This is a genomic window from Pseudomonas sp. Irchel 3H7 (genome assembly GCF_900187605.1).
GTDB lineage: Bacteria > Pseudomonadota > Gammaproteobacteria > Pseudomonadales > Pseudomonadaceae > Aquipseudomonas.
Genome location: NZ_FYEA01000005.1, coordinates 185,971 through 197,749, shown reverse-complemented (window position 1 = coordinate 197,749; position 11,779 = coordinate 185,971). Strand labels below are relative to the sequence as shown.

The following is an 11,779-nucleotide window of genomic DNA, read 5'->3' as shown; positions in this document are numbered from 1 at the left end:
CAGGTCGATGTAACTCGAACACTCAACACGGTCAGTCCCCTCTCCCACTGGGAGAGGGCTAGGGTGAGAGCTCTTGCAGGCTAAACCCGATTAGCCGGACACATTGACCGCAGCCGCGCCGCGACGTTGCAGATAGATGAAAAACAGCGCCGTCAGCACGGTCAATACGCCAACCAGCGCACCGGTCCACGGCAAGTCCGCCAGATCCGCGCCACTGGCCACCACCAGCCCACCGATCCACGCACCCGCGGCATTACCGAGGTTGAAAGCGCTCTGGTTCAACGTCGAGCCGAGGTTCGGTGCCTCATGGGCCTGATCGATGATCAGCAATTGCAGAATCGGGCACAGCGCAAAAGCAAAAATCCCCCACAGCACCAGGGTGATTGCCGCCGGCACAACCGAGCGGCTGGTCTGGCTGAACGCCGCCAGAATCACCACCACCGCCAGGGCCACACCGACCAGCGACGGCAGCAAACGGCTATCAGCCAGACGCCCGCCGAGCATGCTGCCGCCGGTCAGGCCTACACCGAATAACAGCAGCATCACCGTGACGCCGTGCGGGCTGACGCCGGTGATGTCTTGCAGGATCGGCGCGATATAGGTGAACACGCTGAACAGACTGGTCGAGGCCAAAACACTCATGCCCAGCGCCAGCAACACGTTGACCTTGCCCAGCACCTTGAACTCGCTGGCAAGGTTGGCCTTGTCCATCGGGATGTGTTTCGGCAACCACAGCCACTGCGCCAGGGCGGCGACGACACCAATCACCGACACCGCCCAGAAGGTCGAGCGCCAACCGGCGTATTGCCCGAGCGCCGTGCCCAGCGGTACGCCGAGGACGTTGGCCAATGTCAGGCCGGTGAACATCATCGCAATCGCTTGCGCGCGTTTGTTCGGCGCGACCAGCCCGGCGGCAACCACCGAGCCAATGCCGAAGAACGCGCCGTGACACAGCGCGGTGACCACACGAGCAGCCATCAGCGTCGCGTAGTTCGGTGCGAGGGCGCAGAGGATATTGCCGAGGATGAACATCAGCGTCATGCCCAGCAGCGTTGCTTTACGCGGCATGTTCGCGGTGCCGATCGCCAGAATCGGCGCGCCGAACACCACGCCCAGCGCGTAACCGGTAATCAACAGACCTGCGTGGGGAATGCTCACGGCAAGGTCGCGGGCGACGTCGGGCAACAAGCCCATAATGACGAATTCGGTGGTGCCGATGCCGAACGCGGCAACAGCGAGGGCAAGCAAGGCGAGTGGCATGCGCAAGGTCTCTGTCGGTAGTCTTGACGCTTTGATCAGGCATACGCAAGCCGACGACCGATCTCGATGGAGGGCGGTGCAGGCAGGAATTATTGGTATTTTTCTGTGCGCAACTGAGTGCGGCGTGGTCGCTTGCAGTATAAACAGCTGCTGACACATCGCGAATCAATAATCTGACTATTCGGATTTTCACTGTAGGAGCCCGAGCCTGCGGCAGCTCCTACACGGGGACTCATAAAAATAAGGGGTAAGACGTGCTGGCGACAGCTTTGGTATTGATGGCGGCGCTGTTGCATGCGACGTGGAATACGTTAATCAAGTTCAGCGCCGAGCGGCTGCTGGTGGTGGCGTGCATGGACACCGTGGCGCTGCTGGTCGTTGCCATCGCGTTTCCATTCGTGAGCTTGCCGCCCATGGAAATCTGGCCATGGATTCTCGCTTCGGCAGCTTTTGAGCTGCTGTATCGCTACCTGCTGATTCAGGCGTATCGGGTCGGCGATCTGGGCCTGGTGTATCCACTGATGCGCGGATTGTCGCCGTTGGTGGTGCTGGTGCTGACCTTGATCTTCGCCGGTGAAGTGCTCACCACGCAGCAGATTTTCGGGATCATGCTGATCCCGTTGGGCATGGTTTGTCTGTTGTGGCAGGGCGGTGGCGGCAAGCATTTGCCATGGTCGATGCTGCCGGTGGTGGCGTTGATCGGCCTGTGTATTGGTTGCTACACCTACATAGACGGCCAGGCATTGCGGCGCTGGTCGCATCCGCTCGATTACCTGGTCTGGGTCACGTTGTTCAGCGCGTGGCCGTTTCCGCTGTTGGCGTGGGTCGCCAAGCGTCCGGCGTTCATGTTGTTCTGGCGTGAGCAATGGAAGCTGGGGTTGGCGGTGGGCTTCTGCGTATTGGCCAGCTACGCTCTGGTGCTGTGGGCGATGCAGTTGGGCTCGATTGCTGAGGCCGCGGCATTGCGTGAGATCAGTGTGATTCTGGTGGTGCTGTTCGGCATGCGCTACTTGAAAGAACCTTTCGGCCGTCCACGGCTCTTAGCCTGTGGGCTGGTGCTGATCGGCATGCTGGTGATGAAGTTCTGACCGCTCGCGAATTCTATAACTCGAAAAAAGGACGGCGTTATGACGGTGGCTCTGTGGTGTGTGTTGATCGCAATTTTTCTGCCGTATATCTGCACTGGCGTGGCGAAAGCCGTGGGTGGCTACCGGTTGAGTGACAACCACGATCCGCGCGACTTTCTCGAAAGTCTCAACGGTGTGGCCAGGCGTGCGCATGCGGCGCAGATGAACAGCTTTGAAGTGACGCCGGCGTTTGCGGCGGCAGTGATCGTCGCGCACCTGGTGGGGACGGCGGAGCTGGTGACGGTCAATGTGCTGGCGGTGCTGTTTATCACCAGTCGCCTGCTGTACATCATTTGCTATCTGGCGGACTGGGCGATCTTGCGGTCGCTAGTGTGGTTTGTGGGGATGGGGCTGATCGCTTCGTTCTTCTTCGTGTCGGTCTGATTATTTTACTGGTGTTGCTGATGGCCTCATCGCGAGCAGGCTCACTCCTACATTTTGGAATGCGTTCCCCTGTAGGAGTGAGCCTGCTCGCGATAGCTATCTGATTACCTCAGCAGATTCCAAGGCTTACTTCTTCTCTGTATCCGCCACCTGCGGCACTTGCGGCAACGCGGCACCTTTTGGCCAAAGCATCCAGATCTGCCCCTGCTGCTTCATGTCCCCGGCCAATTGCCCGGCCGCATCACCGGTGCCCCAGAACAGATCCGCACGCACCTCGCCGGCAATCGCGCCGCCGGTGTCCTGTGCCGCGACCGGGCGGACCAGTGCAGTGCCATCCGGTTTAGTAGTTGATAGCCACAACAGACTGCCCAACGGAATCACCTTGCGGTCCACCGCCGCACTGTAGCCGGCAGTTAGCGGCACGTTCAGCGAACCTCGCGGGCCTTCATTACTGTCCGGGTTGCGCGTGAAGAACACGTAGCTCGGGTTGCTGCCGAGCAGTTCCGGGATGCGCGACGGATTGGCCTTGGCCCAATTGCTGATCGCGTTCATGGTCACGTCTTCTTTCTTCAGCTCACCTTGCTCGACCAGCCAGCGCCCGATTGGTCGGTACGGATGGCCGTTCTGGTCGGCGTAGGCGATGCGCAGCTGTTTGCCGTCCTCGGTCTGAATCCGCCCGGAACCCTGGATCTGCAGAAATTGCAGGTTCATCGGGTCGGTCAGATAAGCCACCACGGGCGCTTTCACACCTTTGGATTCGATGGTTGCTGCGTCGTCGTAAGGCTTGAGCACTCGGCCTTCGAGGCGACCGCGCAGGCGCTTGCCTTTCAGTTCGGGATAAATGCTTTCCAGCGAGACGATGATCATGTCTTCCGGCACGCCATACACCGGCACGTTCGCCACATCGGTGGGCGTCAGGCTGCCGGGGTAGACTGGCTCGTAGTAGCCGGTGATCAAACCGTTGGCGTTGTCGTTTTCAGCGCGCAGGCCGTAGACATCGAGATTCTGTTTGAGGAACGCACGAATCTCTGCGGCGCTCTGCGGCACATTGGCCGCCGCTGCGCAGGTGCTGCCCCAGATGGCGTCAGCCTTGAGCCGGGTGCACGCGCTGCGCCACGAACCGAAACCGGCAACCAGATCGCTGTCGGACACTGCTGGCAGGGCTTCCCAGGTAGCGCTGGAGTAAGTGGCCAGTGCGTGGGTTTTTGGCTTGGCACTGTCGCCACCGGTGCAGCCGGCGAGAATCGCCAGCAGCGGCAGGGTTGCGAACAACGGGTGACGCCAGGCCTTGAAACGGCTGTTCATGGAGTGATTCCTGTGTCGGTTGCCCGCGTGCTCCATGCGCTCGAACAACCCGTATTTTTAATAGGGCTATTGGTGTTTGGCGGTGACGCGAGGATACTGGCCGCCGAATTCCGTGACCTGAAGCCACCATGACTCTTAAAAGAATTGCTGTTGTATTGCTGGCCTGTCTAACCCTTTCCGCCTGTGGCGGTGTCGATCCGAATTCTCCGCTGGGCCAACGCAAAGCGATCTTCAAGCAAATGCTCAAAACCGGTGAAGACCTGGGTGGCATGTTGCGTGGGCGTATTCCGTTCGACGGGCCGAAGTTCGCCGAAGGCGCGGTAAAACTCGATGCGTTGTCCCATGAACCGTGGAAGCATTTTCCGCAGGTGCGTGAAGAAGATCACACCAGCGCCAAGGATGATGTCTGGAAACAGCAGGCGCGTTTTCAGGAAATGGCCCGCAACCTTGAAGCGGCCACCGGTGAATTGGTGATTGCCAGTCAGGTTCAGCCGTACAAGGCCAGCAATCTCGGGCCGGCGGTGCAGAAAGTTGAAGATGCTTGCAGCGCTTGCCATAAACAGTTTCGCGATCATTGATTTCTATTGTTTGAGCTGACGCCTTCGCGAGCAGGCTCGCTCCCACAGTTGACCGAGTTGTACAGGTGAATACGGATCAATAGGGGAGCGAGCTTGTTCCGGGCGACGAGCTGACGAATAGGCCATCAAACTCACTGCATCAATGCTTACTTATCGATTTCGTCCAGCGCGTCCTGCAGTTCTTTGCGCGACTCGGCCAGTTTGTCTTTGCGCTTGTTGATCTTCTCCGGGTCGCCTTTTTTCATCGCCTTGTCGAGATCCGCCTGACGCTTGCTCACTTCGTGCTTGGCTTCGAGCACCTTGTTTTCGCGTTCTTTCTTCAGGCCGGCGTCGGTGCAGTGCTCGGTCACTTCACGCAAGGCCGTTTCCAGGCCTGCCTGCTGATCGGCGTTGCCGCGCGACTTGGCCTGTTCGATCTGATTCATGATGCCCTGCTTCTTGGCGGCGCAACCGGTCAGGCCCGGGGCGTCTTCGTCGGCCATGACGGGGGCGACCATTACGCCGCAAAGGGTCAGCATGGCGAGTGGTGCGAGAAATTTCATAAAAGCTCCATGTGCAAAGGCAGTCGGGTCGGTCAGGCACTGCGCTGTTGGAGCGCCTCGGTGGCCGATGGGTTCCCGGCGCGCCGGGATTGCGTGGTCAGAAACCGTCGATTCCGGCGGCATGTAAGGTTTCGCTCAAAGCCTGTACCTGCGGGTCGCGGAAGAATGCGCTCAATTGCGCTGCGCGTCCCGGGCCGATACCGGCTTCAGCCTGCCATTGTTCGGTGTTGCGTTGTGCCAGCGACTGCCAGGAATCAGTAAGTATTGCCTGGCCGGTTGGCGGCAGGCCCAAGGCTTTGAGCCACTGGGCAAAGGGCCGTTGGCGGGCGCTGTGAAAACTGTGCATCAAGCGTTCGCTGCTGCGCTCGCCGAAGCCGGCAATGTTAGCAAGCTCCGGCCCATCAAGGGTTAACCAATCAAGCAGGTTGTTCACGCGGCGTGTTTCGAGAAGTTTCTCCCAGGTACCGCGACCGACATGCTGCATCGCCAGCCCTTGTTTGCCACTGAGCCAGGTCAAACGGGCGAGAAACTGGCTTTCACATCCGGGGGTCGGTTGCCAGCAACTCAAGGCGTGGAAGTCATCGGCGTTGGGGATATCGATATCCGTGCGTTCGGTGGTGCGCCATACAACGCTGTCGAGCCGAGGAATGGTCAGGCCGGCGAGGCTGATCGCAATCTGATCGCCGGGACGAATGTCCAACGCTTGCCAGCGCTTCAACGAACTGGCGCTGACGCGTTTGATCTCGCGGTCGTCGAGCCTAACGGGGATCAGCTCGATCACCGGTGTGATGCGCCCGGTGCGCCCGATCTTGAAGTTGATCTTGCGCACTTCAGCCAAGGCTTGCGCAAACGGATATTTCCAGGCGACCGCCCAGTAGGGTGAGCGCGCCTGCCAGCGATCTGCGGGAGGTCGCAGACTCTGGCGCAAAACCACGCCGTCAGTGGCAAACGGCAAAGGTGAGCGATACCAGTGATCGCGCCATTTCTGTGCCTCTGCCAAGTCGGCAACGGGTTGGCTGTACGGTTCAATTGTGACGAACCCCAGCGTTGCCAATCCGGATATGCGCTGGGGCAAGTCCAAAGGTCCTTGTGGCCAGTCCCAAACGAACAGCCCGATGCCGGTGGCCTGTTCTGCGCTCAGGGATTTGCGGCTCATCAATCCGGCCACGGTGGCGCGAGCGTTAACGCTGCCGGATCGAGCTTGCACGTGCTCGTTCACGCGCCAGTAGAGTTCACCCTGCACCAGCAGATCCAATGGTTGGGACAGGCGTTGAGGAATAGCGCCGATCTTCTGCGCTGATGGCGTCCAGTCTTGCCCGCGAACCCCGTCACCGCGACTGATGGCCTGATGCAAAACGCCGGCACGGTAAATCAGCGTCACTGCGACGCCGTCGACTTTGGGTTGTATCCAGACGTCCTTGCGATCACGTAGCCAGGCCCCCACGGCCTCATCTTTGTGGATTTTATCCAGGCCGGTATGGGCGATGGGGTGCGCGTTTGAGCCTGAGACTGTGCGCAAAGGATCGGGTGGCGAGGGCACTTTGAAACACGCTCGCCACTCGTTCAGTTTCGCAAGGGATTGGTCGTAGAGTTCGTCGGCAATCAGTGAGCGGCCTTCGCGGTAGTAGGCGTCGTCCCATTGGTCGATCTGGTTTTGCAGGGCGGAGATTTCGCGTTGGGCGTGTGCAGCGGGCCAGTTTTGGCAGGTGGCTTGCGCGCTGAATGTGGCGGGCATCAGCAGGAAAATAAATAACAGGCGCAGCGTGGCAAGCATCGTGAGCGTCCTTGCTCAAGGGGAATGTTTGAAGGTTAGGCGAAAATATTTACTCCGCCGGATGGGTGTTTTACGGCTTGTTTCTGTGCAGTGAAAACAGCCCCTCACCCTAACCCTCTCCCGGTGGGAGAGGGGACTGACCGAGTGGTTTGCTGGATATGCATCGACCTGAACGTTCTGAGTTGAACTCCCGGTTTCAGGCATGAAAAAGCCCCGCACGGCGCGAACCGTGCGGGGCTTTTTGTACCGCCGGGGAAGTCTTACAGACCAGCAGCGGAACGCAGGGCGTCGGCGCGGTCGGTTTTTTCCCAGGTGAACGTGGTGAAGGTGTCTTCCCCAACGGTCTTGGTCTCTGGCGTGCGACCGAAGTGGCCGTACGCTGCAGTTTCCTGGTACATCGGGTGCAGCAGATCGAGCATGGTGGTGATTGCGTATGGACGCAGGTCGAACACTTCACGCACCAGTTTGACGATCTTGTCATCGCTGATCTTGCCGGTGCCGAAGGTGTTCAGCGAGATCGAAGTTGGCTGAGCCACGCCGATCGCGTAGGAAACCTGGATCTCGCAACGCTCGGCCAGGCCTGCAGCGACGATATTCTTGGCAACATAACGGCCAGCGTAGGCAGCCGAACGGTCAACCTTCGATGGATCTTTACCGGAGAACGCGCCACCGCCGTGACGGGCCATGCCGCCGTAGCTGTCGACGATGATCTTGCGACCGGTCAGACCGCAGTCACCTACCGGGCCGCCAATGATGAACTGGCCGGTCGGGTTGATGTGGAACTGGGTGTCTTTGCTCAGCAATTCGGCAGGCAGCACGTGCTTGACGATCAGCTCCATCACGCCTTCGCGCAGGTCTTTGTACGACACTTCAGGGTTGTGCTGGGTCGACAGAACAACTGCGTCGATACCGACAACCTTGCCGCCTTCGTAACGGCAAGTCACTTGCGACTTGGCGTCCGGACGCAGCCAAGGCAGCAGACCCGATTTACGGGCTTCGGCCTGGCGCTGCACCAACTGGTGCGAGAAGGTGATCGGGGCTGGCATCAAAACGTCGGTTTCGTTGCTGGCGTAGCCGAACATCAGGCCCTGGTCGCCGGCGCCCTGATCTTCAGGCTTGGCACGGTCAACACCCTGGTTGATGTCTGGGGACTGCTTGCCGATGATGTTCATCACGCCGCAAGTCGCGCCGTCGAAGCCAACTTCGGAGCTGGTGTAGCCGATGTCGCAAATCACGTCACGAACGATCTGCTCCAGGTCGACCCAGGCGCTGGTGGTCACTTCACCGGCAACGATGGCTACGCCGGTCTTGACCAGGGTTTCCACAGCAACGCGTGCGTGTTTGTCCTGGGCAATAATGGCGTCCAGCACCGCATCGGAAATCTGGTCGGCGATTTTGTCCGGATGTCCTTCGGACACGGACTCGGAGGTGAAGAGGGAGTATTCGCTCATCTCGATGTTTTCCTGAATTTACCGATGGTGAGTGTCGCCAGCCGGTCGCTGAAAATGGCGGACCTGGATCTGGAAACCATTACGTAAGCCTACATAGAGGCTTTCCCCGGGAACGAGTCCCGCAGCGGTGGCCCAACGGGCCAAATCGTCCTGTTCAAACCCCAACCACAGATCACCGCAGGCCTCCCTGGCCCAACTCTGGTTGTGGCTACATAACTCTGTCACGAGCAGGCTACCGCCCGGTTGCAGCAGGTCGGCCATGTGCTTGAGCGCATCGGCCGGCGCGGCGAAATGGTGCAACACCATGTTCAACACTACGCAATCGGCCGTAAGGCTGGTGCCGTTCAATGCATCGGCCAATTGCAGGCTGACGTTAGCCAGCTGTTCACGTTCACATACCTGACGCGCCAGTTCGAGCATCGCCGGGCTGTTGTCCAGCGCGGTTACGGTGCCGAAGCGACGGGCCAGTTCCGGCAGAAAAGCACCATCGCCGGGGCCGACTTCAATGGCCGTGGCGGCACCATTGAAGTTCAGTTTGTCGAGCAGGGCCAGCACGCTTTCGCGGTACTGCGGCAGGCCTGCGATCAAGTCTTGCTGGGCACGGAATTTCTCCGCCACCCGGGCGAAAAAGTCCTGACTGGCCGCGGCACGCTGGCCGTGAACCTGTTCGATGCGCGCCTGCACGTCGTCAGGCAGATCCAGGTTGTCGACTTCTTCTAACAGTGCCGCGTGCAGCTTGCCACCGAGCAGTTCGGTGTGGGGCAGGGCGCGGCGATAGAAAATCGCGTTGCCTTCACGGCGGGTTGCCACCAGATCAGCCTGGGCCAGTACCTTGAGGTGGTGGCTCATGCCGGACTGGCCAATGCCGAAAATTTGCGCCAGTTCCAGAACACCGAACGAATCGTTGGCCAATGCGCGCAGGACATTCAGCCGCAACGGATCGCCGCCGGCCTTGCACAGGGCCGCCAGCTCGTCGCAATCGTCATGGCGAATGGAAGGCACGCGTAAATTCATAGGGCCGCAGTCTAGAGACGGGGGGAATTCATCGCAAGGGCAATATCAAAAAGTTTTGATATTGCTCGATAAATGGCACTTCTCACCAGGCGGTTAACTCTACAAACGAGTAGCGGAAAGGTTTCACCAACAGAAAGCGCCGCTATCCATTGGAAAAACGCCCCCCGATGACTATCTGTCATTGCCCCGAGGCGCCCCGGTGAGGGAAAATGCCCTCCTTTTTTCCGTTTCGACTTACCAGAACCCAGGAGATCAGCGATGCCTAGCCGTCGTGAGCGTGCCAACGCCATTCGTGCCCTCAGCATGGATGCCGTGCAAAAAGCCAACAGCGGCCATCCCGGTGCCCCTATGGGTATGGCAGATATCGCCGAAGTGCTTTGGCGCGACTACCTCAAGCACAACCCGAGCAATCCATCGTTCGCCGACCGTGACCGCTTCGTGCTGTCCAACGGCCACGGCTCGATGTTGATCTACTCGCTGCTGCACCTGACCGGTTATGACCTGTCGATCGAAGACCTCAAGCAATTCCGTCAACTGCACAGCCGCACCCCGGGCCACCCGGAGTTCGGTTACACCCCGGGCGTTGAAACTACCACCGGCCCGCTGGGTCAGGGTCTGGCCAACGCTGTGGGCTTCGCTCTGGCTGAAAAAGTGCTGGGCGCGCAGTTCAACCGTCCTGGCCACAACATTGTCGACCACCACACCTACGTGTTTCTGGGTGATGGCTGCATGATGGAAGGCATTTCCCACGAAGTCGCTTCGCTGGCCGGCACTCTTGGTCTGGGCAAGCTGATCGCTTTCTACGATGACAACGGCATCTCCATCGACGGCGAAGTCGAAGGCTGGTTCACCGATGACACGCCGAAGCGTTTCGAGGCCTACAACTGGCAAGTGATCCGCAACGTTGACGGTCATGACCCGGAAGAGATCAAGACCGCCATCGAGACCGCGCGCAAGAGCCCGCTGCCGACCCTGATTTGCTGCAAGACCACCATCGGTTTCGGTTCGCCGAACAAGCAGGGCAAAGAAGAGTGCCACGGCGCTCCACTGGGTGATGCGGAAATCGCCCTGACCCGTCAGGCGCTGAACTGGAACCATGGCCCGTTCGAAATCCCGGCCGACATCTATGCCGAGTGGGATGCCAAGGAAAAAGGTCGCGCGGCCGAAGCCGAGTGGGATCAGCGTTTCGCTGCCTACTCCGCTGCATTCCCGACCGAAGCCAACGAACTGGTACGTCGCCTGAGCGGTGAACTGCCGGCCGACTTCTCCGAAAAAGCTTCGGCCTACATCGCTGAAGTCGCGGCCAAAGGCGAAACCATCGCCAGCCGTAAAGCCAGCCAGAACACCCTGAACGCGTTCGGTCCGCTGCTGCCGGAACTGCTCGGCGGCTCCGCTGACCTTGCCGGTTCCAACCTGACCCTGTGGAAAGGTTGCAAAGGCGTCAGCGCTGAAGATGCCAGCGGCAACTACATGTACTACGGCGTGCGCGAATTCGGCATGACCGCGATCATGAACGGCGTGACCCTGCACGGCGGTCTGGTGCCTTACGGCGCGACCTTCTTGATGTTCATGGAATACGCGCGCAACGCTGTACGCATGTCGGCGCTGATGAAGAAGCAGGTCATCCACGTCTACACCCACGACTCCATCGGTCTGGGCGAAGACGGCCCGACGCACCAGCCGATCGAGCAACTGACCAGCCTGCGTACCACGCCGAACCTCGACACCTGGCGTCCAGCCGATGCCGTGGAATCGGCCGTGGCCTGGAAAAACGCGCTGGAGCGTAAGGACGGCCCATCGGCGCTGATCTTCTCGCGTCAGAACCTGCAACACCAGGAACGCGATGCCGGCCAGATTGCCGACATCAGCCGTGGCGGTTACGTGCTGAAGGACTGCGCAGGCGAGCCTGAGCTGATCCTGATCGCCACCGGTTCGGAAGTCGGTCTGGCGGTTCAGGCTTACGACAAACTAACCGAACAAGGTCGCAAGGTGCGCGTGGTTTCCATGCCGTGCACCAGCGTGTTCGATGCTCAGGACGCCGGCTACAAGCAAGCCGTGCTGCCATTGCAGGTTGGCGCGCGTATCGCCATCGAAGCGGCTCACGCCGACTTCTGGTTCAAGTACGTGGGTCTGGAAGGTCGCGTGATCGGCATGACCACTTACGGCGAATCGGCTCCGGCTTCGGCACTGTTCGAAGAGTTCGGCTTCACCCTGGAAAACATCCTGGGTCAGGCTGAAGAACTGCTGGAAGACTAAGCAGTACGAATGCGGTGGCCCCGGCCACCGCGTTCCCCTGTAGGAGCTGCCGGAGGCTGCGATCTTTTGATCTTGATCTGAAAAAAAC

The 11,779-nt window shown here is 59.7% G+C and carries 10 protein-coding genes; 4 read left to right on the top strand and 6 right to left on the bottom strand.

The genetic code is table 11. The features are described from left to right. Window positions 1-90: 90 nt before the first annotated feature. A complete protein-coding gene (locus CKW38_RS11285) occupies window positions 91-1,260 on the bottom strand; it encodes an MFS transporter (RefSeq protein ID WP_007913735.1) in 1,170 nt (389 codons plus the stop codon). A gap of 254 nt (window positions 1,261-1,514) precedes the next feature. On the opposite strand from CKW38_RS11285, the gene CKW38_RS11280 reads away from it, so the two are divergent. Continuing rightward, window positions 1,515-2,348, top strand: a complete 834-nt coding sequence (locus tag CKW38_RS11280) for an EamA family transporter (RefSeq protein WP_095112775.1) — start codon at window positions 1,515-1,517, stop codon at window positions 2,346-2,348. A gap of 39 nt (window positions 2,349-2,387) precedes the next feature. Continuing rightward, a complete protein-coding gene (locus CKW38_RS11275; protein WP_008081053.1) occupies window positions 2,388-2,771 on the top strand; it encodes an MAPEG family protein in 384 nt (127 codons plus the stop codon). Between the two features lie 126 nt (window positions 2,772-2,897). On the opposite strand, the gene CKW38_RS11270 is transcribed toward CKW38_RS11275, so the two are convergent. Further along, complete coding sequence (locus tag CKW38_RS11270) at window positions 2,898-4,076, bottom strand: murein transglycosylase A (RefSeq protein WP_095112774.1); 1,179 nt, start codon at window positions 4,074-4,076, stop codon at window positions 2,898-2,900. A 128-nt stretch (window positions 4,077-4,204) separates the two neighbouring features. Between CKW38_RS11270 and CKW38_RS11265 the strand changes: the two genes are divergently transcribed. Beyond that, the gene (locus CKW38_RS11265) at window positions 4,205-4,654 is read left to right on the top strand and encodes a cytochrome c (RefSeq protein ID WP_095112773.1); all 450 of its coding nucleotides are present in this window, start codon (window positions 4,205-4,207) and stop codon (window positions 4,652-4,654) included. Window positions 4,655-4,800: 146 nt separating this feature from the next. On the opposite strand, the gene CKW38_RS11260 is transcribed toward CKW38_RS11265, so the two are convergent. From CKW38_RS11260 to CKW38_RS11245, 4 genes are all read right to left on the bottom strand, one after another. Further along, entirely contained in the window at window positions 4,801-5,196 is a 396-nt protein-coding gene (locus CKW38_RS11260) for a DUF1090 domain-containing protein (protein WP_007913741.1), read from the bottom strand. 97 nt (window positions 5,197-5,293) lie between these two features. Beyond that, entirely contained in the window at window positions 5,294-6,970 is a 1,677-nt protein-coding gene (gene ligB / locus CKW38_RS11255; protein ID WP_095112772.1) for an NAD-dependent DNA ligase LigB, read from the bottom strand. 260 nt (window positions 6,971-7,230) lie between these two features. Further along, entirely contained in the window at window positions 7,231-8,421 is a 1,191-nt protein-coding gene (gene metK / locus CKW38_RS11250; RefSeq protein ID WP_007913745.1) for a methionine adenosyltransferase, read from the bottom strand. A gap of 18 nt (window positions 8,422-8,439) precedes the next feature. Next, complete coding sequence (locus tag CKW38_RS11245) at window positions 8,440-9,435, bottom strand: metalloregulator ArsR/SmtB family transcription factor (protein ID WP_095112771.1); 996 nt, start codon at window positions 9,433-9,435, stop codon at window positions 8,440-8,442. A 258-nt stretch (window positions 9,436-9,693) separates the two neighbouring features. Between CKW38_RS11245 and tkt the strand changes: the two genes are divergently transcribed. Next, a complete protein-coding gene (gene tkt / locus CKW38_RS11240; RefSeq protein WP_095112770.1) occupies window positions 9,694-11,691 on the top strand; it encodes a transketolase in 1,998 nt (665 codons plus the stop codon). Window positions 11,692-11,779: the final 88 nt, after the last annotated feature.

Excerpts from the sequence above, each read along its gene's own strand:
- metK (WP_007913745.1), bottom strand. The coding sequence starts at position 8,421 with ATGAGCGAATACTCCCTCTTCACCTCCGAGTCCGTGTCCGAAGGACAT.
- ligB (WP_095112772.1), bottom strand. The coding sequence starts at position 6,970 with ATGCTTGCCACGCTGCGCCTGTTATTTATTTTCCTGCTGATGCCCGCC.
- CKW38_RS11285 (WP_007913735.1), bottom strand. The coding sequence starts at position 1,260 with ATGCCACTCGCCTTGCTTGCCCTCGCTGTTGCCGCGTTCGGCATCGGC.
- CKW38_RS11275 (WP_008081053.1), top strand. The coding sequence starts at position 2,388 with ATGACGGTGGCTCTGTGGTGTGTGTTGATCGCAATTTTTCTGCCGTAT.
- CKW38_RS11260 (WP_007913741.1), bottom strand. The coding sequence starts at position 5,196 with ATGAAATTTCTCGCACCACTCGCCATGCTGACCCTTTGCGGCGTAATG.
- CKW38_RS11245 (WP_095112771.1), bottom strand. The coding sequence starts at position 9,435 with ATGAATTTACGCGTGCCTTCCATTCGCCATGACGATTGCGACGAGCTG.
- tkt (WP_095112770.1), top strand. The coding sequence starts at position 9,694 with ATGCCTAGCCGTCGTGAGCGTGCCAACGCCATTCGTGCCCTCAGCATG.
- CKW38_RS11270 (WP_095112774.1), bottom strand. The coding sequence starts at position 4,076 with ATGAACAGCCGTTTCAAGGCCTGGCGTCACCCGTTGTTCGCAACCCTG.
- CKW38_RS11265 (WP_095112773.1), top strand. The coding sequence starts at position 4,205 with ATGACTCTTAAAAGAATTGCTGTTGTATTGCTGGCCTGTCTAACCCTT.